This is a genomic window from Pseudomonas sp. NPDC077451, assembly GCF_044543345.1.
In the GTDB taxonomy this organism is placed as follows: domain Bacteria; phylum Pseudomonadota; class Gammaproteobacteria; order Pseudomonadales; family Pseudomonadaceae; genus Stutzerimonas.
The window spans coordinates 12,412-38,278 of record NZ_JBITVX010000025.1; the positions used below are offsets into that span (position 1 = coordinate 12,412).

Consider the following 25,867-nt stretch of genomic DNA (forward strand, 5'->3'; position numbering starts at 1 on the left):
CGTTTCTCCAATCGCTGCCTCAGTTCAACGACGTCACTTTGCTTCTTCCGTGAAAGATCCCGTGCGACACAGGGTGTCGCATGCGTTGATTAGCTTTCACTCCAGCGTACCTAGAGGGATGGTGTCTATGCAGGAGCTTCAGCCTGGTCTTGTTGTCATCCATGGCAATCATCTAGAAGAACTGCGAGCCCTTGCAGTGCAGTGGATGCGCAGCCACCCGCTACATCCGCTGGAGAACGAGGTGCTGCTGGTGCAAAGCAATGGTATCGCCCAGTGGCTGAAACTGGCGCTGGCCGAAGACCCGCACAAGGGTGGCTGCGGCATTGCTGCGGCGCTGGATGTGCAGTTGCCTGCGCGCTTTCTGTGGCAGGTGTATCGCGGGGTGCTGGGGGCGCAGACCACGCCGCAGTCCTCGCCGCTGGACAAGGCAGCGCTGAGCTGGCGGCTGATGCGCCTGCTGCCCAGCTTGCTCACGAACCCGGTTTTCGCAAGCCTGCAGCGCTTTTTGGAAAAGGACGATGAACAGCGCAAGCTGCACCAACTGTGCGAGCGGTTGGCGGACTTGTTCGACCAATACCAGGTGTACCGCGCCGATTGGCTGGAAGACTGGGCTGCCGGGCGGGATCAACTTCAACACATCAAGGGCACTGTGCTGCCATTGGATGCGCCGAACCTGTGGCAGGCGCAGCTATGGCGCGAGGTATTGGCCGACGTTGGCGAGGGCGCGCTCGAGCAAAGCCGCGCCGGGGTTCACAAACGCTTCGTCGCCCACCTGCGCAGCGCTGCCCAGGCGCCAAAGGGGCTGCCACGCAGGGTTGTGGTGTTCGGCATTTCCTCGATGCCTGCGCAGGTGCTCGAAGCCCTGAAAGAGCTTTCCCGCTACAGCCAGGTGCTGCTGTGCGTGCACAACCCTTGCCGGCACCACTGGGGCGATATCGTTGCCGACAAAGACTTGCTGGCGCACCACTACCGCCGCCAACCTGCCCGTGAGGTTGCCGCAGCTGCGAATGAGCACGGCCAACCCTTGCTCGCCGCCTGGGGTAAGCAGGGGCGCGACTACATCAACCTGCTCGACTACCACGACGAGCCCGGCAGCTATCGCCACCTGCTCGATGGCCTCAATGGCGGGCGTATCGACCTGTTCACCGAACCGGATACGGCAACCCTGCTAGGCCAGCTGCAAAGCGATATTCTTGAGCTGCGCCCGTTGCCGGAAACCCGCGAAGCCTGGGGGGCGGTAGACGCTACCGCCGACCGCTCGCTGCGTTTTCACGTGGTGCACAGCATGCAGCGCGAAGTGGAGGTGCTGCACGACCAACTGCTCGCCCGCTTCAGCGCCGACAAGCAGTTGAGCCCACGGGATGTGATCGTGATGGTGCCGGACATCAACGCCTACACCCCTCACATCGAGGCAGTGTTCGGCCAGGTGCCAAGGAGTGATTCGCGCTACCTGCCGTTTACCGTGGCCGACCAAGGCCAGCGCGGCCGCCAGCCGCTGCTGATTGCCCTGGAACACCTGCTCAAGCTGCCCCATAGCCGCTTCGCTGCCAGCGACATTCTTGACCTGCTGGACGTACCGGCCTTGCGCGCGCGTTTCACGATCAACGAAGCCGACGTACCCACACTGCAACGCTGGATCGACGGTGCCGGTGTGCGCTGGGGGCTCGATGCCGAGCAGCGCGAAAGCCTGGGCATGCCGGCGGGCCTCGAGCAGAACACCTGGCGCTTCGGAATGCGACGCATGCTGCTGGGCTACGCTGCTGGGCGAGCGCCTCAGCTCAACGGCATCGAACCCTACGACGAAGTGTCGGGGCTGGAAGCTGCCCTGGCCGGGCCGCTGCTGACCTTGCTCGACCACCTGGAAGTGGCCCTTCAGGAACTCCAGCAACCGGCCACGCCGGTGCAATGGGCAGAGCGCCTGCAAGCCTTGTTGAAGGTGTTCTTCCGCCCGGTAAACGATACAGAGGAACTGCTGGTCAACCAATTGCTCAAGCTGCTCGAAGGTTGGCTGCGCACCTGCGAGGTGGCGCAGTTCGCGCAGCCACTGCCGCTGAGCGTGGTGCACGAGGCCTGGCTCAGCGGTATCGAAGATAGCGGCCTGTCGCAGCGCTTCCTGGCCGGCGCGGTGAACTTCTGCACCCTGATGCCTATGCGGGCGATTCCGTTCAAGGTGGTGTGCCTGCTGGGCATGAATGATGGCGATTACCCGCGCCAGCAATCACCGGTCGATTTCGACCTGATGCGCAACGACTACCGCCCTGGCGATAGGTCGCGACGTGAAGATGACCGCTACCTGTTGCTGGAGGCCGTGCTGTCGGCGCGAAAACAACTGTATGTGAGCTGGGTGGGCCGCAACATCCGCGACAACAGCGAGCGTGTGCCCTCGGTGCTGATTGGCCAATTGCGCGACCACCTGGCCAGCGGCTGGCGCTCGGCCAACGGCCAGCCATTGCTGCCAGCGCTGACCCAGGAGCACCCGCTGCAACCCTTCAGCGCCGCCTACTTCGCCAACGAGCCGGGGCCTGATGGCTTGTTCACCTACTCCAGCGAGTGGCGCGAGGTGCATGACGAATACAGCTCGCAGCCAGCAGGGGAGCGCCTGCCCGCGCTGGTGCAGGACACGCCATTGAGCCTGCGGCAACTTTCCGAGTTCGTGCGCGACCCGGTGGGCGCTTTCTTCAGCCAGCGGTTGAAGGTCAAATTCGACGACGACGAGTTGGTAAACCGCGATGACGAAGCCTTCCAGCTCGATGGCCTGGAAAACTGGCAGCACCAGGACAGGCTTACCCAGACGCTGAAGCGCTGGGTCGAGGAGGCTTACGACCCCGAACAGGCCGTGACCGAACTGGGCCTGCAAGTGCAACGCCTGCAACGCGAGGGCGCCTTGCCACTGGGCGGCTTCGGCACCTTGAGCGCCTCGGCGCTGGTGGAGCCGATGCCGGGCCTGCTGGCGCGCTACCACGCCCAACTGCAAGCCTGGCCTGAGCTTGAAGAGGGCCAGAGCGCCGCAACCATCGAAGCCACTGACGAGCGTCCCGGCCTCAAGGATTGGCTGGGTGGCATTCGCCGCAACGCGTTGGATGAGCGAGCCTACCTGCAACTGGACAGCAAGAAGCTGTGCAGCGACGACAGCCTGCGTTGGCAGCACCTGGTGCGGCCTTGGTTGCGGCACTTGGCGTTGCAGTTGAACGGGCCTGCCTGCACGACCATTCTGGTGGGTTTGAATGGCGATGTGGTGTTCCGGCCAGTGCCTGAAAACCAGGCCCGGGAGCAGCTGCAAGCGCTGCTCCAGGCCTGGGTGGCGGGCATGCAAGAGCCGCTGCCGGTGGCCTGCGAAAGCGCCTTCGCCTGGTTGGCAGCGGGTGGGGAAAGCAGCGATTCGGCCTACGACAAAGCGCGCGATATCTATGAAGGCGGCTACATGAAAAAGGGTGAAGTGGAGCGCTCGTTCGCCCAACGGCGTGCCTACGCGGACTTCGACCAACTGCGCGCGAGCGGCCAGTTCGTGGCCTGGGCCCAGCGCCTGTATGGCGGCTTGTTCGGCCACTTCACCTCGACCGACGCAGGAAGCGACCAATGACAGCGGTTAACCTCAACCCCCTCGATTTCCCACTGCATGGCAGCCGCTTGATCGAAGCGAGTGCCGGCACCGGCAAAACCTTCACCATCGCCTTGCTGTACGTGCGGCTGGTACTGGGCCATGGGGGCGATGCTGCGTTCAAGCAAGCGCTGACGCCGCCGCAAATTCTGGTGGTGACCTTCACCGACGCCGCCACCCAAGAGCTGCGCGACCGCATTCGCGCACGCTTGAACGAGGCTGCCCAGTGCTTTCAGGCACCTGATGAGCGTCACGACCCGCTGCTGGTGAAACTGCGCAACGGTTACCCCGCCGATCAGTGGCCGGCCTGTGCTCGTCGGTTGCAGTTGGCCAGCGAGTGGATGGACGAAGCCGCGGTTTCGACCATTCATGGCTGGTGCTACCGGATGCTGCGCGAGCACGCCTTCGACAGCGGCAGCCTGTTTACCCAGACACTGGAAACCGACCAGCGCGAGTTGCTCGATGAAGTGGTCAGGGACTACTGGCGCCAGCAGTTCTATGGCCTGCCGCCTGAGGTTGCCAGGGTGGTGACGGATAGCTTCAAAAGCCCCACCGAGCTACGCGAAGCGCTGACGCCGCTGCTGTCGCGTAGCGATGCCGAGTTTCAGCAGGCAGGGATGTCGATCACAGCGCCCGCGCACCTGGATGCTTTGCTTCAGGGGCCTGCTGACTGGGCTGCGCAGTGTGTCGCGCTCGAAGCGCAGGCAAGGGCGGCCTGGGCCAACGACATCGTGGCTCTGGAGGCGTTGCTGCACAGCGCGCGCAGCGCACTGAACGGCAAGTCCTACCCCACCAAAACCCCCGAAACTTTTGATCAAATGCTTGGCGATATCGCCGCCTGGAGCCAGGGAGGCGAAGCCAGTAGCCACGTTCGCAAATGCGGGCAAGCCCGCTTCAAGCTGAACAAAGGCGGTGCCATCGGCACGCACCCAGCGTTTCAAACCATCGATGCTTGGGTCGACCATGAGGAGTCGAAGCAGGACATCCGCGCGCAGTTGCTGCTGCATGCTCTGCGTGAAGTGCAGGGCGCCTTCGAGGAAGAAAAGCTGCGCCGGGCGCAGATCGGTTTCGACGACTTGCTCAACCGCCTTGGCCGTGCCCTGGAAGGCCCGTCTGGCCCGCGCCTGGCGCAGACCATTCGCCAGCAGTACCCGGTGGCCCTGATCGACGAGTTCCAGGACACCGACCCGGTTCAGTACGGCATCTTCGACAAAATCTACTGCATTGGAGAAAACCTGCCCGACTGCGGCCTGTTCATGATCGGCGACCCGAAACAGGCAATCTATTCGTTCCGTGGCGCCGACATCTACACCTACCTCAAGGCGCGTGAGGCTACCAAGGGCCGGCATTACACCCTGGGCACCAACTACCGCTCCACCCAAGCGATGGTCGATGCCGCCAACCATTGTTTCAAGTTCGCCGAAGCCCACCCCCGAGCAGCGTTCCGGTTTGCCGAGGAGGGGAAGGAGAACCAGGTGCCGTTCGAAGGTGTTGATGCCAAAGGCCGCAGCGATACGTTGGAGATCGAGGGTGAAAAGCAGAAGGCCCTGACCCTCTGGCAGCTGCAAACCAACGGAGTAATCAACAACGCCACTTACCTGCGCGAGGCCTCCGAGGTATGCGCCTCGGCGATTCAGGCCTGGCTCGACCGCAGTGCAGAAAAACCCTCGGGCCTGCGCAACAGCGATGGCCAACTCACTGCACTCAAGCCTGCCGATATCGCCATTCTGGTACGCAGCCGCAAGGAAGCCGAAGCTATTCGCAAGGCCCTTGCGCGTCGCAAACTGGCCAGCGTTTATCTGTCTGACCGCGACTCAGTATTCGAAAGCGAAGAAGCCACCGACCTGCTGTGCATCCTGCGGGCCTGCGCCCAGCCCACCAGCGACCGCTTGCTGCGTGCGGCATTGGCCACCCGCAGCGTGGGCATTTCCTGGCAGGACCTGGAGCAGTTGAACCAGAACGAGCTGTGCTGGGAAGCGCATGTGCAGTGGTTCCGCGACTTCCGCGTGCTGTGGCAGCAACAAGGCGTGCTGCCCATGCTGCGCAGGCTGCTTGCAACCTTCAAGGTGCCGGCCCGTTTGCTGGCTGAAGAACAGGGCGAGCGCCGCCTGACCAACCTGCTGCACCTGGCCGAATGGCTGCAGCGCAGCGCCGCCGAACTCGATGGCGAGCACGCGCTGATTCGCCATCTGGCCGAGCAGATCAAGGAGCAGAGCGAGGAAGAAATTCTGCGCCTGGAAAGCGACTCGGACCTGATCAAAGTGGTGACCGTGCACAAGTCCAAGGGCCTGGAGTACCCCTTGGTGATGTTGCCGTTCGCGTGCAGCGCCAGGGCGGTGGATGGCCGTAGCAAGGCGCCGCCGATGTTCCATGAACGACAGGATGAGCATTACAGCCTGGTGCTTGAACTGGCCAAGGGCGACCCGGCAAAGCCTGCGCAGAAACGCGCTGACGATGAGCGCATGGGCGAGGAAATGCGCCTGCTGTATGTCGCCCTGACCCGCGCCCGCTACGCCACCTGGATCTGCGTGGCGCCCCAGGGGTTCAAGACCGGAGGCTCGTCGATAGACCTGCACAAGTCGGGCTTGGGCTACTTGCTGGCAGGCGAAGGCACGGTTGCCCCTGATTGGTTGGCTGAAGTGGTGGACGCCTTCGCGAAGGGCTGCGACGACATCGCGGTGTGCAAGGCCCCTGCGCAAACCGAGGGTGTCCATGTGGCACCTGCGCGCCCGACGGTAAGCGAGGCCTTGCGCCCGCTGCATGCGCTGGCGACCAACTGGTGGATCGCCAGCTACTCTGCCTTGGCCATCGCCGACGACCGTGCGCGGATGGGCGCCGAGTCGCCGGTTGCCCCTGAGCCTGCCACCGCGCTGGAAGCCAACCTGCAAGAGCAGGACGACGAGCAGAACCCGCCTGCCGGCGTTGGTATTCACGCCTTCCCCCGAGGGGCGGGGCCGGGCACTTTCCTGCACGGGCTGTTCGAGTGGGCCGGCGATGAGGGCTTCGGCAACGCTGCCAGCGACGAGCAAGCCCTGCACGACGCCGTGGCCCGGCGCTGCAACCTGCGCGGCTGGGAGCGCTGGATCGACCCGCTGTCGGCTTGGTTGAGCCATTACCTCAAGGCCCCACTGCGCTTCAACGGCACCCAGTGCACGCTAGCCGGGTTGAGCACCTATCAGGTCGAGATGGAGTTCTGGTTCTCCAGCCGCAACGTGAACGTCGAACGCCTCGATGCCTTGGTACGCGAACACACCCTCGGCGGTACGCCGCGACTGATACTGGCGCCCAACCAGTTGAACGGCATGTTCAAAGGCTTCATCGACCTGACCTTCGAACACGAGGGCCGCTACTACGTGGCGGACTACAAATCCAACTGGCTGGGCAGCACCGATAGCGCCTATGTCGCTGAGGCCATGGCCGAAACCATGCTGGACAAACGCTACGATCTGCAGCTGTGCCTGTACCTGTTGGCCCTGCATCGCCAGCTCAAGCTGCGCCTGCCCGGCTACGACTACGAGCAGCACATGGGCGGGGCGCTGTACCTGTTCATTCGTGGGCACCAGGCGCCCACCCATGGCCTGCACTTCGAGCGGCCACCGCAGCAACTGATCGAGCAGCTTGACCAACTCTTCATGGGCCAGTTCGAGGAGGCCAGCGCATGAGCCAGACCCTCAAGCAACTGAGCAGCAGCCAGGGCGATACCGAGCAGGTGGCGGTGTTCATTGGCGCCGCCAGCAACAGCGAGCTCTTGCAGCAAGTCGATACCTGGGTGGCGCGTGGCTGGTTGCGCGCGCTGGATCGTGCCTTGGCGAAATTCATTCTTGAACAAGACCCTCAGGCCCAGGCCAGCGTGCTGCTGGCCGCCGCGATGACCAGCCACCAACTGGGCCGTGGCCATGCCTGCCTGGACCTTACCGCCACCCTGGCAGCGCCGGATTTCGTGCTGTCGTTGCCACCAGAAGGCGAGGAGGGCAGTACGCTGCCGTCGCAATGGTTGCAGGGCCTGGACGCTACGCAGTGGCGCCAGGCTCTGGCCGCCAGCACCCTGGTCGAGGACCGTGACGCCCGCCAGGACGCCCCCGAACGGCCCTTGGTGCTGGTGGGGCAGCGCCTGTACTTGCGCCGCTACTGGAACTACGAGTGCAGCATCGCCCAAGCCTTAAGCGCACGCTTGAGCGTGGCGCCGGTCACACCAGATAACTTCGCTAGCCGTCTCGATGAACTGTTTCCCGCCCGTTCCGAAGCCGAGCGCGCGCAAGGCAGCAACTGGCAGAAAATTGCCTGCGCGCTGGCGGCCCGTGGCAACTTCAGCGTCATCACTGGCGGCCCGGGCACCGGCAAGACCACCTCGGTGGTGCGCCTGCTGGGGTTGCTGCAAACCCCGGCGGTCGAGAGCGGCAAGCCGCTGCGCATCCGCCTGGCGGCGCCGACCGGCAAGGCGGCGGCGCGGTTGTCCGAGTCCATTGGCAAGGAGGTTCGGGTGTTGCCGGTGAGTGATGCGGTGCGCGCCGAGATCCCGACGGATGTGTCCACCTTGCACCGCTTGCTGGGCAGCCGACCGAACTCGCGCAACTTCATTCACCAGCGCGATAAACCGCTGGAGCTGGATGTACTGGTGGTCGATGAAGCCTCGATGATCGACCTGGAAATGATGGCCTGCGTGCTGGATGCCTTGCCCCAGGCAGCGCGCTTGATTCTGCTAGGCGACAAGGACCAGTTGGCCTCGGTGGAAGCCGGTTCGGTGATGGGCGACTTGTGCCGCGAGGCTGAAAAAGGCGACTACAACGCGCAAACCGCCCAGTGGCTGAGCACCCACAGCGGTGAGGCGCTGGTTGACCCTGAGTTGCAGATGGCCGAAGGCGCGGGTGCCCCGCTGGCGCAGCAGACCGTGATGTTGCGCCGCTCTTGGCGTTTCGACCCGCAGAAGGGTATCGGGCGCCTGGCCAAGCTGATCAACAACAAGCAGGCGGGCGAAGCACGGCGTGCGCTCGAACAGCCCTCGGAGCAACTTTTCAACCTGCTGGTGCGTGGCGAGCAGGATGCGGCGCTTAGCGACCTGGCCATCGATGGCAACCGCAATGCGCCCGGCTACCGGCATTACCTGGTGCAACTGCGCGACTTGCGCCCTGTGGCTGATACACAGTGGGACAGCGAGCTATGGGCCGGTTGGGCAGGCAAGGTGTTGTCTGCATTCGACCAGTTCCGCCTGCTCTGCGCATTGCGCCGGGGGCCTTGGGGCGTCGAAGGGCTTAACCAGCGTGTGGCTACGCAATTGCGTCGCCGCGGCTTGCTGGACAGCGACCACGGCTGGTACGAAGGGCGTCCGGTGCTGGTGACGCGCAATGACTACAGCTTGAACCTGATGAACGGCGATATCGGCATCGCGCTATGGGTGCCGGGGCCGGACGGTGCGCTGGCCCTGCGCGTGGCCTTCCCGCGCAACGACGGCAGTGGCGGCGTGCGCTTCGTGATGCCGAGCCGGTTGGTGGAGGTGGAGACGGTGTTCGCCATGACGGTGCACAAGTCCCAGGGCTCGGAGTTCAACCACACCGCGCTGGTGTTGCCTGATGCGCTGAACCCGGTGTTGACCAAGGAGCTGCTGTACACCGCCATCACCCGCGCCAGGGAATGGTTCAGCCTGGCCGAGACTCACCCGGGTGTGTTCGAAGGCGCGGTGGGCCGCAACGTGCAGCGCACCAGCGGCTTGGCGTTGCAACTGCATGAGGCGCTGGCTCAACGCATCTGAGTGGGCGAATTCAGGCATTTGTAGCCGGGTTACTGGCCTGGGCCGTGACCTTTGCCATGTCAGAGCTTACGGCCTGGACGGTGATGGTGAAGTTGACCTGAGGGCCGGCGGCGCTGCAGGAGGCCAACCCGCTGGGGGTATCGCGGCTGGTGGATGGCGAATACCGCCGCTAGGGCCTGAATAGACACAATCGTTGCGGTTCGTCGCGCCGACAAGCCAGCTCCCAGGCAAGTCCAACCTGTAGGAACCGGTTTGCTGCATCAGTGGACGCCTGCTTAAGAGGGGGTAGACAAAATCAAGAGGTAAGTCGACGAGCCAGCATGCGAGCCTTTGGCAGCCGTGCCCATGCTGCACTCATATTGATGTTCATCTCAATCACATGAACCTGTGTCCATCCTCAGCCAGCCACTGGGTATTTGGCATCGCCCCATAAGGTGTCCGGGCTGTCCAGCGTGATCTAGATGATCAAGGGCATCAGTTTCCTAGCAGGTAGCAGCAGTCTCGTAGCTAATCCCTACTCACTCTGCCATTCCAGGTTGCTCCACCATGAATGAGCTGGGTTGCGCAGGGTGTACGGGTTGTCCAGTAGTACGCGAATGCTGCCGGGAAACTCCGACCAGACGAAGTCTCGATGTTTTTGTTGCTACCAAGGAACACGGTTTTTCGAGAAAGGCTTTGAAGGTTTCCCGCTCGGATAATCGCTGCTGCTCGACGATATCGGTGGCGTAGGCAGCGTTGAATGCGATCCACAGAAAAAAGAAACGGCCATTTAGTGTCTTCGGCTTGTTTTGCTCGGTTCAGCTAACTGAGTGCTCGGTGTAGTCGTAGGCTGAGATTGGGATGATGTTGATCGTTGGGGTCGTCTTTACCAAATGGTACTGGTAATAAAGATGGTCTCCAGGCCCCAATTTGCCGAAGTGTGGCTTGGACACTTCAGCGTACCGGCACGGGGGCGTTGGCGCATTTGTAGCCCGGGTATTGGGCTTCGGCTGTGATGCGAGCCATTTCGGAACTCACGGCCTGCACTGTGGTCTTGAAATTGGCGCGAGGTCCCGCATTAGGGATTACGCGCTGAAGGAAAGCGGAATAGGTCTTCATAGCTGAGTCTCCATGGTCAGGTAATCGGAGACAGAATGCTCCCAGCATGCGACAGCCTGTGTCGCATTCAACCGTACAGTCTGGCCATCCGACGTGCCGACGAGGCGATTTGCTGCCTCAGTTCAGCCGGCTCTAGAACCTCCAGCTCCTCCCCTTGGCTCAAAAGCCATAGCTCGAGACCTTGGCTAAGAGGCAGACTGCCTGTCATCAACCACCAGCCATCAGCGGTGGGCTGTAGCTGTTGATCGGCAGTGAGCGCGTTCTCGTCCAGGCGTTCGTAGAGCGTCTGAGAAATGCGGAGCTTCAGTTGAGTTGGGTGCTCAGATTTCTGGGATATCAGGCTGCGCTTGACCTCGAACGAGTTCATCTCAAAACCGTCAGGAGTTCTTAGGTCTTCCCATGTAGCCTTGGCAGACTGAAAACGATGCAGGGGAAGGGAGGCCAGTTTGCCTTCGGGCAAGCCTTTGAAAACACATACGAGGTAGATATTGGAATCTTGATAGGAAAGACCTAGTGGCTTGATATGTAGTGTTCGTGGCTCACGGGCACCGCGCTTCAGGTAGAGCGCTTCGATAGAGGCATCATCCAGAAGTGCCTGTTGGACAGCCTCTAGGACCTCCGGCTTCACTTGGCCTGGTTCCAGAACAACGAAGCGGGTATTGCTGATGATCTTGCCTGAACAGCCCTGGCTGGGCCGGTTTCCTTTCAACAGTGATGTTGCGTAGTTCCGAAGGGGCGCCAGATTCTCAACCTGTGCCGCCATTCCGAATCTAGCCGCGTGATCCATGATCATGACGAGGTTCATTGCATCTGTTGGCAGCATGCTCAGTCGCGACAGCGACTTTTCTGCCCACCACAACTTGGCTTTTCCCTTTGGCCTGCTATGCACATGGGGGAATTTCTGTTCTAGCTCGCTTAGGTCACGCTGAATGGTGCGCTTATCAACCTGGACACCCTGGTTGGCTACTCGTTGGTGAATGGCATTGCTATCGAGAGCGCTTTCCTTGTTCGGGAGAAGGCCAAGAATGAGTTCATGGCGAAGCAGCTGTTCCACAGTTTACGTCCTTGTTTGTGTGCGACACAGGTTGTCGCATGGCCGCTGAAAATGGTCAGACACGATCATCGATGGGCAGCAGCATGAGCAACTCTGCAGACATCTTCAATCTTATGGACAACCTTCTTCCCCGGGCTGACTGCGTCGAGATGGTTGAGCCTGACGAGTTGCAACGCCTTTATGCTGGAATCGGTATGCCATCGCTGAGAGTGATGGAGCTGAGCGGGCAGGCGCGGGGTGTCAACTATCACGAGATCAGGGAAGCAAATCCGCTTCTTGGATTGGTTGATCCGATCATAATTCGAAATCGCTATGTGGAGCTGCGTGAACAGGCTCTGTTGGGCGATGCGGATGCGATCAATGATCTAGGGTGGTTTTGGCTAAATGGTCTGAGGCTGAAGCCCAACCCTGCGCCTGCCGGTTCGTCTGCTGTAGATGAACCGCAATCCGATTGTTCGGATACTTTAGTGGCGGGTGTAGGGGAGCGTCCTGCTGCTTGTAAAGTGATTCTGAATCGCCCTGGTTTCGTAGACGCGTTCGAGTCTCAATATCGGGCCTCAGTTAACGTCCGCTTCTGGGCCGGTAGCAGCCTGTTGTCACCGGCTGCAATCGGCCAAAAGCCGTCGTTCGACTGATCGGACTGTGACGGCTATGGTGAACCATCAAATCATTGCTGCGTGAGTACTCAATGCTGATCTCCGGCTTATCCAACGGCCAGTCACTAACACCTCCTGCGCAATTCGAGCCCGCCGTGCCATGGTGGAGTTTTACCAAAGCAGTTTTGGCTGCTACGGCCCTGACACTCGTGCGTGATGGGCTGATCGATCTGGATGATCGACTTCCCAAAAACGCATTCACCTTGCGTCAACTCCTGCGTCATGAGGCGGGACTTGCAGACTATGGCGAGCTTCCCGAATACCATGCTGCCGTTGCCAACCATGAAGCGGCGTGGCCAGCGGAGGAGATGATGCGCCGTCTCGATGGTCACCGGCTTCGATATAGCCCTGGAACTGGTTGGCGCTACTCGAATGTGGGCTACATGCTCGTGGCTAGGCTTATCGAACGTACAACAGGCCTGCCGCTTGAAGAAGCCGTCAATAAGCAAGTATTGGCTCCCCTCGGTATCACGAGTGCTCGCTTCGCAACGGAGAGAGAGGATCTATACGGCGAATGCCTCGGCAGTTCGTTGAGCTACGACCCGGCTTGGGTCTACCACGGACTGTTGGTCGGCCCCGTTTCACAGGCCGCTCTTCTTCTGGATCGCTTGCTCGCCGAACAACTTCTTCCCGCCAATTTGCTTCAGGACATGCTTGCCACACGGGCATTGGGTGGCCCGATTGCCGGGCGTCCCTGGATTTCGCCGGGATACGCTCTAGGCCTGATGCGCGGCACTATCGAAGGTGGTCTGTCCTTGACTGGGCATACTGGCTGTGGGCCCGGAAGTGTTGTGGCGGTATATCGCGGCTCTGCTGGTGAAAGATCGGCATGCTGCGCAGTTTTCTCGCGGGATTTACATGATGGGGATATAGAGGCACGCGTTATCCAGCAAATACGTAAGGGGCTTGGAATGGTGCATTGACGGAATCTTCCAGCCATTCCTTACGCTTGGTAGATATCAGTCTATTTGAGCATCAAAGGTTTGTCGCTACCTTCCGAGTGATCCAGAACGACTATCTAACTGAACTGCGCTCGGTCAAAAAAAACACTGGCTCCACACGGAATCATATTCCGGCTGAGTCCGCTTTTGGCCGATTGCTGCTATTAGAAACACTGGCAAGACAAGCTCTACATTTGAAAATACTTGGCGTTACGCATACCTAGCATCGTGAACGCGAAGCGTATGTTTTCCTCTGTAAGATCTCGATCGCGCAAGTGCCGGACCTTTAGTCCCAGGTAGTCGGCCCAGAATGCGCCTTGCTTGAATTGCAGCCACCGTTTGGTCTTAGCCATAGCTTCTAAGTACTGGTTCATTAGCAAGTACTGGTGATCACCCGCGCTGTAACGGCCAAGCTGGAAGGCTGCTGTATAGTGCTCGGCTGCTTTATCAAACTGATCAGCGTTGTAATGAACTACCGCGCGCAGCCAATGAAGCACCCAAGGCACCCGTTCGGCCACGCCGGTCTTACTCATCCGAACCTCAAGCTCATCGATGGCTGATAACGTAGCTCTGCCGCGCCGACGCATGGCATTCGCTTCAGCCATTAACTCATCGAAGCCGTCAGGCTTGTCCAATACCCACCGGCTAGTGATGTCCTGATTTATACGCGCGGCGAAAGTACCCAGCTGTTTCTCGACCCAATCGATGCATAGTGGGTTGTATGAGCCATCGGATCCTCGGTTTGACTGGATGAACGCATAGGCTTCATCGCATTGCCGGAGATATATGGTCATCTCACGGAGTGCATAGTGACTTCGTGTCTTCTCTAGGCTTAGGTCAGGGATGGGAGTGTGCTCGGCAAGCCGATCCGCTTTCGCTTGAGCGATCTTTATATGGGGCGACAACCAGTCGGTGTAGAGCTTCAACTGTTGGCACGTCTCTAGCAAAAACGCTCGACCGTAGATGGACTCGATGCTGTGAGCCACATAGCTCGCTATGCGAGACACAGACACAGTTGTGATGATCGCCCGGCGCAGCTCCAGCGGCACCGGGTTGCCGGCGCGCTCTAAAGCTTCAAAGCTTTGCACGAGGTTTCGATATAGCGCGGGTAAAGTCGGAGGCTTGGCCTTGCTGAGCCATTTCCACCGGCGGCACGTGTCCAAATTACGCGCTAGTTGCCCGCACAGGTCGGCCACCCCGGCAGGTCGATGGAACTGGGCCTGGGATACACCGCAGACTTGGTATGCCCACTGCAGTGCGTTGTGCAGAGGGGAAACAAGCTCACCCTCCTCCTCGTGCGGCAGAAACCAAAACTGCTGGGTGGGTCTCGGTTGCTGATTGTTGGCAGCCGAGGTTGCAAGCGCCTGCACCTGCCATGAGACCACGCAGCTTCTGACTACAAACGTGGTTAGGAGGTAACGAACCGTTGCCGGCTTGCTCATGAATGTACTGAATCGCTTGAGCGTATTACGGTACGGCTCGTACAGGTCATTGAAGAGTTCTGCAAGTTGTGCACGCATGACCGGACAGGTCACGTAGATACCGAGCTCCTCTGTGTAAAGGTTGATCAACGATTCAAGCTGAGGCTGAAGCGAACCACTTTCTTCAGCCAGTCGATTAAGCCGCTTATGCAGCGTCTTGCTGTTTATCTCACGAAACGTGCTTCCTTCAACCGCCAGCAGATCTTTGCTGCTGGATAGGCCCGTAGCATCGAGCGGAACAGGCGCAGCGCAAGCAAAAAGCAGAAACAGGCAGGTTTCGAGTAGGAACAGCTGCGCCCGCGATGACGAGGTCCCTTAACGTGGAGGCTCATTCAATCAGCCAAGGAGCACGCCATGGGCGTTATCGTCATTACCGGAGGCAGTCGAGGAATTGGCGCCAGTGCAGCAGAACACGCCGCCCGGCGCGGCATGGGTGTCATCCTCACTTACAACCAGCATCCAGACGTTGCGGATGAGGTGGTGCGACGCATCGAACAAGCGGGCGGCAAAGCCGTTGCGCTCAAGCTCGACGTGGCGGATGTGGGAAGCTTCGACGCGTTCCGTGAAGCTGTCCTCGCAGCACTCCAGCAGACCTGGGGTACGAGCACGCTCGCAGGCTTGGTGAATAACGCCGGTTACGGCCTGTTCAACCTGTTGGCATCAGTCAGCGAGGCGCAGTTCGATGGTCTGTTCAATGTTCATCTAAAAGGTCCGTTCTTCCTGACGCAGACCTTGCTGCCACTGCTGGAAGAAAACGCCAGCATCGTCAACCTGACCAGCGCCACCACGCGGGTGGCCACGGCTGGAGTGGCACCATACGCGGCGTTCAAAGGTGGGCTGGAAGTGCTCACGCGCTATATGGCCAAGGAATTCGGCGATCGGCGTATCCGTGCCAACGCTGTTTCCCCTGGGGCGATTAGAACCGAGTTGGGCGGCGGGCTCAATGACGAATTCGAGGCGATGCTGGCTGCGCAAACGGCGCTGGCCAGAGTCGGTGAGCCCGATGATGTGGCCCGTGTCATCGCCATGTTGCTGTCCGAGGAGGGGGCTTGGATTAATGCCCAGTCCATTGAAGTCGCGGGCGGCTACATCATCTGATTAATCGAGGAATTGTCATGCTTGATCATATTTTTCTGTCTGTGAGTGACATCGAGCGCTCCATCCGTTTCTACGAGACGGTCTTGATGCCGCTCGGTATCACAGCGCGCCTGGACTACGACGGCAAGGACGGCCCACCCGGGCACCCGGACTTGAAAGGCTTCGGCGCCAACGGCCGGATGTTTTTCTGGCTGCGCCAGGGTGAAGTCGAAGGCCGAGCTGTGCATGTCGGTTTTGTCGCAGACAGTAAGGCTCAAGTTGAGTCCGCCTATGCGGCCGCATTGGCCAATGGCGCGGTCGATAACGGCGCACCGGGTGCACGACTGCATTACGACCCGAACTACTACGCCGCTAATGTCCTGGACCCTGACGGGTACAGTTTGGAATTCGTCTACAAGAACTGGCAGCACGTCCAATGAAAAAATTAATGATCTATGGCGCAACCGGTTACGTGGGGCGCATGGCGGCGGAGTATGCCAAGGCACAAGGGCTGGACATGGTCATTGCCGGGCGCAGCCACGACAAAGTACGTGCATTTGCCGCAGAGCTGGACGTTCCTTATCGCGTATTCGCGCCAGATGCCCGGACGGCCGAATCCCTTGAAGGCGTCGGCGTGCTGGTGAACTTTGCCGGGCCCTTCGCGCAAACCGCCGATGCCTTGGTGCAGGCCTGTATCAAGGCTGGCGTCGACTATCTGGATATCACGGCCGAGATCAATGTGTACCGGTTGGCCGAGCGATTGGGCGCTGAGGCGGCCGGGTCAGGCGTCATGCTGCTGCCTGGCGTGGGCTGGGACGTTGTGCCGACTGACTGCCTGGCGGTGCATGTTGCGCACCGTGTGGAAGATCCGCTGTCACTTAGCATTGCACTTCAGGTCGCGGGCTCCATGTCGCGTGGATCGGCCCGCAGTGTCAGCGAAATCATTGGCGCGGGACTTATGGCGCGGATTGACGGGCAGCTCGTGGCAACGCCCGATGCGCAACCACGACATTTCGATTTTGGCGATGGCCTGGAGTTGTGCGCGCCGCTGTCTTTCGGTGACTTGGTTACCGGCTGGCACTCCACCGGCATTCCAAACATTTCCATGTTCGTGCATTTCTCCGGCGAGCCTTTTCCCGAAGGCGATCTCTCACAGCTCCCCGATGGGCCCAACACGCAGCAACGTGAAGCCCACCGCGCCCGTGCAGCGGCTGAAGTCACCGGCGCTGACGGCACAGTTGCGCGTTCAGTGATCGAGACCGTCAACGGCTACACCTACACACCGATCGCTGCGGTGGAGGCGGCGCGCCGGGTATTGAGTGGCGAGCGGCGGCCGGGCTTCGAGACGCCAGCAAAGCTACTGGGCGTTGGATTCGCCGAGAGCATCGCCGGAACGACCATCACTGATCGCTGATCCTCTGGGCACGGCAATGCTGGGCTGCTCAGGAACTCGCAGCACTGTCGCTTGCCTCGAACTCACGGGAGATCAGCTTGCCAGCAGTCTGTGCCACCTCCACCAGGCGCTCGCAGGACATGCCACTGCATGCCGCTGCCGACAGCCCGCGCAGGGTGACTAGCAGATAGTCAGCCAGCGCCTGAGCAGCGTCTGGCCGGACCTCATCAAGGTATCGGCGGATCGCCTGAATCCCGGCGTCGCCCAGCTTCTCTGCCATGTCGCGGGCGATCGGATCGTCCGCGCGCATGCCCTCGGTTATCAGGCAGCCACGCAACGCGCTGTCGCGTCCGTACTGCTTCGCAGCGGCAACCAGCAGCGCGGTCAGCGCTTCGGCGGGCGCTCGATCCGGTGCCAGCAATTTGTCCATCGGCAGGGCGTTTTCACCGGCGTAGCGATGCATTGCACGCTCGAACAGCTCGGCTTTGCTGCCATAGGCAGCGTAAAAGCTGGGCGGCTTGATGTTCATGGCCTCGGTCAGGTCGGCCAGGCTGACAGCGTCGAAACCACGCTGGTGAAACAATGCCTGTGCGATGGCTATCCCTTGCTCTCGGTCGAAGGCGGGGCGGCGCTGCCTGGGTTTTTCGTGCATGGGTATCTCTCAAGTTGATGCGACACTGTAGCGATCGCTAAATGCATGTTCAATCGCGATTCCCTGAAAGGTAATTTTAGTGATCGCTAAATAGCTTGCGAGCAACCTTGGGTTTATGTAGTGTCCGCTACATATTCACTCGTTGAGGTATTTGTCATGCAGTTCAAAAACAAGGTTGTGCTGATCACTGGCGGTTCTTCGGGCCTAGGCTTTGCGATCGCCGAAGTGTTCGTCAGCCAGGGCGCCGACGTGATCATCACCGGTCGCCGCCAGCCTCAGCTCGACGAAGCCGTTAGCCGCCTCGGTGGGAATGTTTCTGCCGTGCGGACCGACATCTCGAGCCCTGCAGAACTTGCCGATATGTACACGCACATAAGCGCGGTCCATGGCCGTATCGATGTGTTGATCGCCAATGCCGGGATGGGTGAAGTCGAGCCTCTGGGGGCAATCACTGAAGCGGGTTTCGATCGGGTGTTCGCAACCAACGTCAAAGGCACCACGTTTACCGTTCAAGGGGCGCTGCCGTTGATGGGCGAGGGCAGCAGCATCGTCATCATCGGCTCGACTTCCTCGATCAATCCTGGGCCTGGCATGAGCGTCTACGGAGCCACCAAGGCCGCATTACGCGCGATGGTGAGGAGCTGGATCCTCGACATTAAAGGCTCAGGCGTACGCATCAACCTGCTCAGCCCTGGGCCGGTGGACACCCCGTCACTGCGCGACGTACTTGGCGAAAACGCACAGCAGGTGATCGATGTATTCAACGAGAAGAGCACGCTCGGCCGGATCGGCCAGGCGCACGAGATCGGCCAGGCCGCGCTCTTCCTGGCGAGCGATGCGTCGAGCTACATCAACGGCGCCGAGCTGTTCGCCGACGGCGGCGCCTCCCAGGTCTGATCGGCTAGGAGTAGCCGCTTTGCCCCTCGCTGATCTCCATAAAGCCCAGGAAAACCTAACCTGCTCCTAATACGGCCGCGCCATGCTGTCGGCGATGCTCGCGTTAGGTAGCGAATTTACGAATCTGCCGAACAATCGGCGCCTTGAGGAGTTACCTAATGAGTGAGTTTGCCGGATCGGCAATCGATCATATGGGCATCGGTGTGTCGGACATTTTGCATGCACGTGATTTCTACGAACAGGCGCTCAAGCCGCTTGGGATCACGTTGATGATGAGCATCGAGACCGACCCTCCACAATCGACGCCTCGGCGACTGGGGTTCGGTTCCGCAGGAAAGCCATTCCTCTGGCTGCACCACGCTCCTGTCCCCAGCCACGGGGCCCATATCGCGCTGATCGCGCAGACTCATGAGGAGGTCGATGCGTTCCATGCGGCTGCTATTGCCGCTGGCGGAAAGGACAACGGCGCGCCGGGGATCAGGCCCCGTTACCACGCTAATTATTACGCGGCCTACGTCCTGGGCCCTGACGGAGTGAATCTGGAGGCTGTTTGCCAGCTAGCTACTAGAGCCCCATGGCCCGCATGAGGTGCCTATTCGGGCGACGTTCTTAGCCAGCGATGCGGCCAGCCATATCAACGGCGTCGAGCTATTCGTCGATGGCGGGGCTTCCCAGTATTGAATCCTGTGTACCGACATTATCCTTGGAGCGATTGATATGACTGACAGCACCAACCAACGGGATCTCGTGGCACGCCTGGATGCCGAGAGCGCGATCCATCGCCTCCACGCCACCTATATCCATCGTCTCGACAACGGGGATTTTAAGGGCGTGGCAGAGGTTCTCAAGCATGCCGTTATTCATGTGCTAGGCAACGAGGCATCGACTGTCGAAGGGCTGCTGGCGTTTTTCAACGCGGGTCTGCAGGTCCATGGGGATGGCACTCCGCGTACGTGGCACTCCATTACCAACCAGCTCATTGACGTGGACCCGTCCGGTGAAAGGGCGAGCTCGGCAAGCTATTACACGGTTCATCAGCAGGTCGATGACTTCCCGTTACAACCTATCTGCACCGGCAAGTACCTCGATCAGTTTGAGCGGAGTGACGGGGAATGGCGCTTCACCCGGCGGGAGGTCACGCTGCGTTTTGCAGGGGGCCTTCAACACCACGTCAAAGGGGCTCAGAGGGATGCGGTAGCGCAGACCGCCTGACAGGCATTGTTCTTAATTCCCTTAGGGGCTGGCAGAGTTGCGCTTTCCGTGTGGGTAGTCGGTCGCGACCTAATCCGTGGTGGGCTGGCAGTAGCCAGTTTGCGCAACGAAGGGCTAGACGTCGGTTGTTGCATTCTTGAGCGTCCGCCTCTGCCGGTCGCCAAGGGCTGCTTCTGGCCGAGAGCTGCCAGTGCCAGGAGGCTTCCGGTCGTCGACCACTGACCTGTGAACAATTAAGAAGCCAGGCAGTGCCTGGCTGTTGTGTCGTCGGAGCGGCTTACTGGAGCCAACTCTCCACCTTTTCGCCGCCGTGCTTCTCTTTCCATGCTTTCAGAACCTTATGGTTGCCGCCTTTCGTCTCTACTACTTCTCCGGTCTCTGGGTTCTTGTAGACCTTGACCTTGCGTTGTCGGCGAGGCGCAGGAGTTGCCGGAGCGGCACTAGTGCGATTTGCTTGTGGGTCCAGCAGAGAAATGATGTCGCGCAGGCCTACACCGTAGGCGACCATCAAGTTGCGCAGCTTCTGCTCGAACTCGATTTCGCGCTTGAGTTCGTCGTCATTCTTAAGAGCATCAAGTTGTTTGAGTTGGGCAGCGAGCTGGGCTTCTAGCGCTTTATATTCAGCAAGTTTGGACATGAGTAACCTTTATAGGGAACGGACGACATTTGGTTGTGGAAGGATTTTATCATGTGGGGCAGGCTGGAGAGGGAGAGCTATCCTAGCGATAACCTTTCGACGGGCTTCAAGAGTCCTCGTTTGAGCTCGGCCTGAATCTGGAGCTGCGCTAGGGATGAAACGTATCCCGTAGACCTCACCACTGTTCCGTCGTGCAAAGTGGATGACCAGGAGAATAGGTGTTGTGCAAAGCAACGACCGTTGGAAAGAAAATGTCGCGGGTACAGTTTGCGTCGCTGTCGGAGACGCGGCTGGATAAGTAGTTGCCCGAACGAGCAAGAGCAGTCATGCATAGCATCGAATATTATTAGCTAGCCATTCACCTGCGGCAAATGAAAGGAGCTGCTTTTGACAACAATGGAAGCCGCTTCGCGAAGGCAGTTGAGCATTTTGGTCTTATTGCTCGGTCTCGCTTCACATTCGTTTCGCTTACCTGCAAACGTCCAAAACGCTCAACTGCCCCATACTTGAAGGTTTCAAGTATGGGGCGCGGGGGCATACTCAAAGGAACGCCTATCGGCTGCTTCAAGTATGCCCCCGTGATTTTGTTGTCAAAACTTCGGCCGCCAGGCGTTGCCTGGCCGAAATAGCGACTGAGCAAAGAGACGTAGGCTACCGCACCCATGAGCCCTGCCGCTCCGTAACTGAAATCGAAACAAAGCTGTCTGACCTAGAGCGCTGGCCGAACCAACTAGCGATGGTATAGGCGCATCGTAGATGAGTCAGATGAAGCTAAGTAAATATTGGTCGAACGGGTTTTTATCGGCTATACGAGTTTCGCGTAACTATCTGATAGTTATCGATTTGAAGGAAAGTATAACCAAATAAGGCACTGCCAGTTCTGGCACTGCTACTGCCAATGACGGGGCTAGAAACGTCGATTAGGGCGCTCTGTAGTGCCATTACAGGCATCAAGTGTGCCGGCACTGACCTCCGATGGCGCGATTTTTCTGTTTCTCAAGGTGGTCAAAGTCATACCGCGACATTCGCACCATTTGCTGCTGCACGGTTGTATCACGGCGTCTATGCGACATGATCCAAGTGTCGCAGTCTCGTCCTGTCACTCGTGCGGCTTGCTGCAGCGGGTGGGTGTAAACGGCTGAGCAACCGCACTGCGTGCGTGTCACATGTGCGGGTTGCAGCGCTGGGAAATCGTCGCTGTTCCTAAGTGCGACATGACCATCGCGTCGCGCAGGCGACTTTCACAGAAGTTATCGTCGTAGTGTGGGGCCTGCTGTTATTGGCGGCAGGTTGATCAGCAATCGGGTCGTTGGGTGGTTCAGCGAACATCGCCGCTAAGTCACTCGCATCTTTGCTCAATGCGGCTGCGCTAACAGAACGAAAAAAGCCGCAGGGTTAGCTGCGGCCTTTTATTCATCCTGTCTCATAATCATCTCCAGGCGATGATTGTTTTGAACGCTACGCGCTAGTAAGGCTTTTGCTTACTTCTCCTTCCTCGCTTTCCGCGTCCGGCTTGGTTTGCGAGCAGGTTTTTAAAATGCCCCCAGCGAATCTGCTCGGTCTGTACGTTGTATGTCAGGCCCCGTTCCATCTGCTCCAGTAGTCTCAAACACAGTGGCTGTTCCAAGTAGTGGTCTGCTGTGACTTCTGGAACACCGCCCTCATGGCCGAGCAGGTAGGCAATAGTTGACGGAGTTATTCCTGACCGTTCAAGCCTCACGGCAAACGAGCGGCGGAAACTTTTAAAATTCAGTCCACCATTAACTGCTGGCGGACAGTGCTGACCGATATACCCCGTGCCCGTGCACGGCCCGCAGAAAAACCGACTTGGGTCGCGGGAGTACAGGTGCTTTGGATCGAAGCTCAGCTCGTTGAAAAGCAGCGCATCGTTGCCATCGGCCTGGCGCCGCTCCTCTACGAAATTTAAAAAGCCCATTTCCACCAGCTTCGAGCAGATTGGAATCTGCCGGGCCGACGGCCCCGTCTTCAGCGACTTGTTGTAGCCATTGTCGTTGATATCGATAAGGTCGACGCCGTGGACATCTTGGATCACATCATGCACACGTAGCTGGCAGAGCTCGTTAAGTCGCGCGCCGGTATAGAGCCCAAGCGGGAGCAACCAAAACCGATAGGGCTTGGCGTCCTGGTTGATTTTCGGCAGGTCGCCTGCGAGATACTTTCTGTAGGGCCAGCCTGAGAACATCTGATTCAGATTGCTATCCAGAAATGGCTTGGTGATTTCGGCGTGTTTTGTATTGCAGGTCGCGACTTTGATCGCCTCGGTAATCAGCTTGCTCTCAAGTGCTTCGTCCAGCATTCGATTGAACAACTGATAATAGGTCGTGAGGTTTGCGCCTTTGCTACCCGACGCAGCGTTCTGCTTGAGTAACGACGGTAGCTGATCCTTCAGACGCTGTACGTCGGACCGATCAAGCTCAGCAACTCGGCGGGTAGGATTATCTTGCATCAGAACGATCTTTAGTTTTTCCATCCGCGCTCGAAGCATGTGCTCGGATTTCCCTGCGTAATTGTTTTCTCGCAGAAAGCGGGACAGCGTTATGTCCATGAACTCGGCCAGCAGAGGAGAAGACTGATATCGGTTTATCGCATCCGTTACCGCTGAAATATTTGCCAAGGCGATTCGCAAGTGTTCTTCATGGCCAGGTTCGACGATAAGACTCAGGCCTTTGTAGAAAGGAATGGAGAGGGGGGAAGTTACATTCATATATACCTCACGGTGGGTGAGGCTTGAGATTATTACTGGATGGATAAACAGTCAAGATAATCTATTAGGAGCTATCACTCGATAGCTTTTATTGACAAGTTGTCAATAATCGCAAGACGAGCAAAAAAGGTAAGAGCGGGGCCCTTACCTTTTATTAGCTAAATATTATGCATACGTTTTCCAGTGCCGCTTAGCAACCCGCACGCTGGGGAAGGTGGTGCCAACTGGGCGACCGACGTTGAAAACGCCCTGGCGTTCTTGTAACTCTTGATAGTGCCGGTAATGGATGTGTCCCAGCCCTAGCCCAAAATCGAGCTTGTCGAGCTCGTCTTTGAGCACGTCAGACGGATAGCAGTCGCCGTACCCACCGGTGGTACTTTTATCCGAATGGCCTACAAGCGCTTTGGCTTTCGCCAGGTCAAGGTTCTGCCTGCGAAATTGATTGATAAAGGTGTGGCGCAGACCGTGGTACGTCAGGCCGTCATCTCCCAGGCCGCAAAGCCCAAGGTAACCCCGGCTAATCTGGCTTGAGCCGAGAAACCAACGGCTCGCAACATGCCCGGGAGAAAGGTCGCCGTATACCCGAATATTGTCGAAAAGCGGAGCCTTGCCGTCTCGCTCGACAGCTTCCAGGCGTGCTTGATGAAACTCCAAGAAGCCCGACTCAATAAGCTGCCGGTGAATCGGCACCAACCTTTCCGAATCGGACGTCTTTAGCTGTTTCGACCCGCTTCGATTGATGCTGATGAGCCAGACGCCGAGTTCTTGCCGAATGTCTTCGAGCCGTAGCTGGCACAGTTCGCTGAGCCTTGCGCCTGTAAAAAGCCCAAGCAGCGGCAGCCAAAATTTGTAGTCATCCAAGCGCCAGCGCGGCGGCGTGGTCAGTGTGTAGGCCGGGCCGTGAAGAAGTTTCTCGATCTGGCTTGGGCTATAGGTGCGCTTCCTTGGCGCCTCGGCGCCTTTAGTGCTGAATGCCAATCCGGCCGCGATATTTTCGGTGATGTAACCTTGATCATGTGCGTAGGTGACAAGGGCCCTTGCCAGCTCAAAGAACTTTTTCGCGGTGCGCGGATTGATCGGCTCAAATTTCCCGTCGCTGATGATCTTGCTCAACGGCTGGTTACGTGTGGCGCGAAGGCGGTGCCGGTTCTTTGGATAACCGCGTAGGTGATCGCGCAGCGTGTTGAATTCTGCGCGAGTTAGCGTTTCGACCTGCCGATGTCCCCCGAGCAGCTCACACAAGCCTTCCAGCCGGGCCCGTGCGGTGATGCGAGTCCGCGGATTGGCCCATGCACCTTCGCGAATTTGCCTCTCTTCGTATTCCTTCACCAGGGCGGCGAGGCTCAGCCCTGCCTTTAAATTGCAGGTTGGCAGGACAATCCGTTCATTTGCCGGTGGTTGAGTGAAGAGCGTTTCAAGCCTGGCTTTCTGTGCGCTTGGCAGCACGCTCCCTAGAGCGTTCAGCAAGGTGAGGGTACCCGGATCCTGTGGTGGCGCTACGGTCTCCGACTGGGAACGCAGTTCGGGGATAGTTTGCATAGGCTCGGTGGTTGCAGCAGAACCTAACATCCGCCGAACCAGGTCACCGATCTCCTGCATGGCTTGGGCGTAGGGGTCTTCGTGATCGTCTTCCTGAAAGTAACGCAACAGCACCTTATCAACCTTCTGCAGCGTAAACGTCAGCATAAGGACTGCGATGATGATGGAGCTGGTCAGCAACTCGATCCGAAGACTTTTCCTTTCTCGCAGATGCGCTTTCATGCACAGCGGATCGAGATCGATAAGCAGCACATAAAGCCCGGACTCTTCTTGCACCAGGAGAGCTCGATCAATGATGCGGAGCTTCAGATGCACCGCGTTGGCTTGCTGAAGATGGAAATGCAACGCTCGCCGAGACTGAGGCAGTGCTGGGGGGATGTGCATGAGATTCCGGCCCTGGTCTGGGCGGGCATGGCACAGGTACTCATAAAGCGTCATCGCTGCAGACGCAGGAGATTCTTTCGAATAGCGCCCTGGGGATGGCGGGACTGTTTCAAGCACATCAAGGGCCGCGTAAATGTACCGGGCAGCGTCGCTGGCGACGTTGTGATTGCTGGTTCCGAGTGGCCAGTCAAAGCGTACGAACCCGACTCCAAGTGCTTTTACCAGCGCGGGCGTCGGTGTAAGTGCAAAGAAGATTTCGCCGCCAGGTTCGTGGCTATACAGCACCACCCGCTCGGCACTCTCACTCATCATGCGAGTGTGGGCGACTGTGAGGTCTTGATGCGCGAGCTTCATTGGCGACGGGCGCACCTTCCAAACGCGGTCAGCAAACTTGAGAGCCTCCGCTACCTCAAGGTGAAACCTTTGGAGGTCAACCAGTAGGCGGTCAGAAAAGAGCTCGACGTACTGCGCGGTTGCTTTCGCAAGAAACTGCTCGAAAGACGCGTTCAAGTACTTGGCTAGATCGCGGGCAAGGGCTTCGTCGTGACTAAGCGCCCAGCGGATTTGCGCGGGCAGCTTGGGGTTGGCCGCGAAATGCTTCGGAAAGGCGAGGTAATACTGGAAGCCAGTTTTGGCTTGATAGACAAGGTGCGGAACACCTGTTCTGGTTTGGCGCTTGGACATGATGGCATACCTTTTGGATTCACAGACGGACTGTGAGTAATCCAATGCCATCAAATCTGGTCTGAAACCCGCGTTCTAGACGGGTTTCAGTGT

18 protein-coding genes and 1 pseudogene are annotated in these 25,867 nt (G+C 58.9%); 11 read left to right on the top strand and 8 right to left on the bottom strand.

Annotated elements, in window-relative coordinates; genetic code table 11:
• Nucleotides 1-127: 127 nt before the first annotated feature.
• From recC to recD, 3 genes are read left to right on the top strand one after another with little or no spacing between them, the layout of a single operon-like run.
• The gene (recC, locus tag ACIGHL_RS22100; RefSeq protein WP_128121606.1) at nt 128-3,580 is read left to right on the top strand and encodes an exodeoxyribonuclease V subunit gamma; all 3,453 of its coding nucleotides are present in this window, start codon (nt 128-130) and stop codon (nt 3,578-3,580) included.
• The gene (gene recB / locus ACIGHL_RS22105; RefSeq protein WP_128121607.1) at nt 3,577-7,260 is read left to right on the top strand and encodes an exodeoxyribonuclease V subunit beta; all 3,684 of its coding nucleotides are present in this window, start codon (nt 3,577-3,579) and stop codon (nt 7,258-7,260) included. Before recC ends, recB begins: the two co-directional genes overlap by 4 nt.
• Entirely contained in the window at nt 7,257-9,344 is a 2,088-nt protein-coding gene (gene recD, locus ACIGHL_RS22110) for an exodeoxyribonuclease V subunit alpha (protein WP_128121608.1), read from the top strand. The genes recB and recD overlap by 4 nt, the downstream gene beginning before the upstream one ends.
• Nucleotides 9,345-9,801: 457 nt before the next feature.
• Here recD and ACIGHL_RS22115 read toward each other — a convergent pair.
• The 3 genes and pseudogenes from ACIGHL_RS22115 to ACIGHL_RS22125 form a co-directional block, all read right to left on the bottom strand.
• A pseudogene (locus tag ACIGHL_RS22115) lies at nt 9,802-10,253 on the bottom strand (hypothetical protein).
• A gap of 24 nt (nt 10,254-10,277) precedes the next feature.
• Complete coding sequence (locus tag ACIGHL_RS22120; protein ID WP_168355697.1) at nt 10,278-10,442, bottom strand: hypothetical protein; 165 nt, start codon at nt 10,440-10,442, stop codon at nt 10,278-10,280.
• Nucleotides 10,443-10,509: 67 nt separating this feature from the next.
• The gene (locus tag ACIGHL_RS22125) at nt 10,510-11,496 is read right to left on the bottom strand and encodes a helix-turn-helix transcriptional regulator (protein WP_241509349.1); all 987 of its coding nucleotides are present in this window, start codon (nt 11,494-11,496) and stop codon (nt 10,510-10,512) included.
• A 38-nt stretch (nt 11,497-11,534) separates the two neighbouring features.
• On the opposite strand from ACIGHL_RS22125, the gene ACIGHL_RS22130 reads away from it, so the two are divergent.
• A complete protein-coding gene (locus ACIGHL_RS22130) occupies nt 11,535-12,131 on the top strand; it encodes a hypothetical protein (RefSeq protein ID WP_241509347.1) in 597 nt (198 codons plus the stop codon).
• Nucleotides 12,132-12,184: 53 nt separating this feature from the next.
• Nucleotides 12,185-13,075: a serine hydrolase domain-containing protein gene (locus ACIGHL_RS22135; RefSeq protein WP_128122032.1), complete on the top strand. Its 891-nt coding sequence runs from the start codon at nt 12,185-12,187 to the stop codon at nt 13,073-13,075.
• Between the two features lie 206 nt (nt 13,076-13,281).
• On the opposite strand, the gene ACIGHL_RS22140 is transcribed toward ACIGHL_RS22135, so the two are convergent.
• Nucleotides 13,282-14,664: a hypothetical protein gene (locus tag ACIGHL_RS22140; RefSeq protein ID WP_128122031.1), complete on the bottom strand. Its 1,383-nt coding sequence runs from the start codon at nt 14,662-14,664 to the stop codon at nt 13,282-13,284.
• Between the two features lie 264 nt (nt 14,665-14,928).
• Between ACIGHL_RS22140 and ACIGHL_RS22145 the strand changes: the two genes are divergently transcribed.
• Genes ACIGHL_RS22145 through ACIGHL_RS22155 form a run of 3 tightly spaced genes read left to right on the top strand, consistent with a single transcriptional unit; the run spans nt 14,929 to nt 17,065 of the window.
• Nucleotides 14,929-15,672 carry an SDR family NAD(P)-dependent oxidoreductase gene (locus tag ACIGHL_RS22145; protein WP_128122030.1) on the top strand — a complete coding sequence of 248 codons (744 nt, stop codon included), beginning with the start codon at nt 14,929-14,931 and terminating at the stop codon, nt 15,670-15,672.
• Nucleotides 15,673-15,689: 17 nt separating this feature from the next.
• Nucleotides 15,690-16,091, top strand: coding sequence for a VOC family protein (locus ACIGHL_RS22150; protein ID WP_128122029.1), 402 nt, complete (start codon nt 15,690-15,692; stop codon nt 16,089-16,091).
• Nucleotides 16,088-17,065, top strand: coding sequence for a saccharopine dehydrogenase family protein (locus ACIGHL_RS22155; RefSeq protein WP_128122028.1), 978 nt, complete (start codon nt 16,088-16,090; stop codon nt 17,063-17,065). Before ACIGHL_RS22150 ends, ACIGHL_RS22155 begins: the two co-directional genes overlap by 4 nt.
• 28 nt (nt 17,066-17,093) lie before the next feature.
• On the opposite strand, the gene ACIGHL_RS22160 is transcribed toward ACIGHL_RS22155, so the two are convergent.
• On the bottom strand, nt 17,094-17,696 hold the full coding sequence (locus ACIGHL_RS22160; RefSeq protein ID WP_128122027.1) for a TetR/AcrR family transcriptional regulator: 603 nt from the start codon (nt 17,694-17,696) through the stop codon (nt 17,094-17,096).
• 156 nt (nt 17,697-17,852) lie between these two features.
• Between ACIGHL_RS22160 and ACIGHL_RS22165 the strand changes: the two genes are divergently transcribed.
• The 3 genes from ACIGHL_RS22165 to ACIGHL_RS22175 all read left to right on the top strand — a co-directional run bounded on the left by ACIGHL_RS22165 (nt 17,853) and on the right by ACIGHL_RS22175 (nt 19,805).
• Nucleotides 17,853-18,593 (top strand): SDR family NAD(P)-dependent oxidoreductase, encoded by a 741-nt coding sequence (locus ACIGHL_RS22165; protein WP_128122026.1) that lies wholly within the window; start codon nt 17,853-17,855, stop codon nt 18,591-18,593.
• A gap of 158 nt (nt 18,594-18,751) precedes the next feature.
• A complete protein-coding gene (locus tag ACIGHL_RS22170) occupies nt 18,752-19,180 on the top strand; it encodes a VOC family protein (protein WP_128122025.1) in 429 nt (142 codons plus the stop codon).
• A gap of 130 nt (nt 19,181-19,310) precedes the next feature.
• A complete protein-coding gene (locus ACIGHL_RS22175) occupies nt 19,311-19,805 on the top strand; it encodes a nuclear transport factor 2 family protein (protein WP_128122024.1) in 495 nt (164 codons plus the stop codon).
• Nucleotides 19,806-20,082: 277 nt separating this feature from the next.
• On the opposite strand, the gene ACIGHL_RS22180 is transcribed toward ACIGHL_RS22175, so the two are convergent.
• From ACIGHL_RS22180 to ACIGHL_RS22190, 3 genes are all read right to left on the bottom strand, one after another.
• The gene (locus tag ACIGHL_RS22180; protein WP_128122023.1) at nt 20,083-20,442 is read right to left on the bottom strand and encodes a histone-like nucleoid-structuring protein, MvaT/MvaU family; all 360 of its coding nucleotides are present in this window, start codon (nt 20,440-20,442) and stop codon (nt 20,083-20,085) included.
• A gap of 1,465 nt (nt 20,443-21,907) precedes the next feature.
• Complete coding sequence (locus ACIGHL_RS22185; RefSeq protein WP_128122022.1) at nt 21,908-23,167, bottom strand: site-specific integrase; 1,260 nt, start codon at nt 23,165-23,167, stop codon at nt 21,908-21,910.
• Nucleotides 23,168-23,332: 165 nt separating this feature from the next.
• Nucleotides 23,333-25,774 (bottom strand): site-specific integrase, encoded by a 2,442-nt coding sequence (locus ACIGHL_RS22190; protein WP_128122021.1) that lies wholly within the window; start codon nt 25,772-25,774, stop codon nt 23,333-23,335.
• Nucleotides 25,775-25,867 lie beyond the last annotated feature (93 nt).

What these genes read in the sequence shown, in the direction of transcription:
- recC (WP_128121606.1), top strand. Translation starts at nt 128, where the DNA reads ATGCAGGAGCTTCAGCCTGGTCTTGTTGTCATCCATGGCAATCATCTA.
- recB (WP_128121607.1), top strand. Translation starts at nt 3,577, where the DNA reads ATGACAGCGGTTAACCTCAACCCCCTCGATTTCCCACTGCATGGCAGC.
- recD (WP_128121608.1), top strand. Translation starts at nt 7,257, where the DNA reads ATGAGCCAGACCCTCAAGCAACTGAGCAGCAGCCAGGGCGATACCGAG.
- ACIGHL_RS22120 (WP_168355697.1), bottom strand. Translation starts at nt 10,442, where the DNA reads ATGAAGACCTATTCCGCTTTCCTTCAGCGCGTAATCCCTAATGCGGGA.
- ACIGHL_RS22130 (WP_241509347.1), top strand. Translation starts at nt 11,535, where the DNA reads ATGGCCGCTGAAAATGGTCAGACACGATCATCGATGGGCAGCAGCATG.
- ACIGHL_RS22135 (WP_128122032.1), top strand. Translation starts at nt 12,185, where the DNA reads ATGCTGATCTCCGGCTTATCCAACGGCCAGTCACTAACACCTCCTGCG.
- ACIGHL_RS22145 (WP_128122030.1), top strand. Translation starts at nt 14,929, where the DNA reads ATGGGCGTTATCGTCATTACCGGAGGCAGTCGAGGAATTGGCGCCAGT.
- ACIGHL_RS22150 (WP_128122029.1), top strand. Translation starts at nt 15,690, where the DNA reads ATGCTTGATCATATTTTTCTGTCTGTGAGTGACATCGAGCGCTCCATC.
- ACIGHL_RS22155 (WP_128122028.1), top strand. Translation starts at nt 16,088, where the DNA reads ATGAAAAAATTAATGATCTATGGCGCAACCGGTTACGTGGGGCGCATG.
- ACIGHL_RS22160 (WP_128122027.1), bottom strand. Translation starts at nt 17,696, where the DNA reads ATGCACGAAAAACCCAGGCAGCGCCGCCCCGCCTTCGACCGAGAGCAA.
- ACIGHL_RS22165 (WP_128122026.1), top strand. Translation starts at nt 17,853, where the DNA reads ATGCAGTTCAAAAACAAGGTTGTGCTGATCACTGGCGGTTCTTCGGGC.
- ACIGHL_RS22170 (WP_128122025.1), top strand. Translation starts at nt 18,752, where the DNA reads ATGAGTGAGTTTGCCGGATCGGCAATCGATCATATGGGCATCGGTGTG.
- ACIGHL_RS22175 (WP_128122024.1), top strand. Translation starts at nt 19,311, where the DNA reads ATGACTGACAGCACCAACCAACGGGATCTCGTGGCACGCCTGGATGCC.
- ACIGHL_RS22180 (WP_128122023.1), bottom strand. Translation starts at nt 20,442, where the DNA reads ATGTCCAAACTTGCTGAATATAAAGCGCTAGAAGCCCAGCTCGCTGCC.
- ACIGHL_RS22185 (WP_128122022.1), bottom strand. Translation starts at nt 23,167, where the DNA reads ATGAATGTAACTTCCCCCCTCTCCATTCCTTTCTACAAAGGCCTGAGT.
- ACIGHL_RS22190 (WP_128122021.1), bottom strand. Translation starts at nt 25,774, where the DNA reads ATGTCCAAGCGCCAAACCAGAACAGGTGTTCCGCACCTTGTCTATCAA.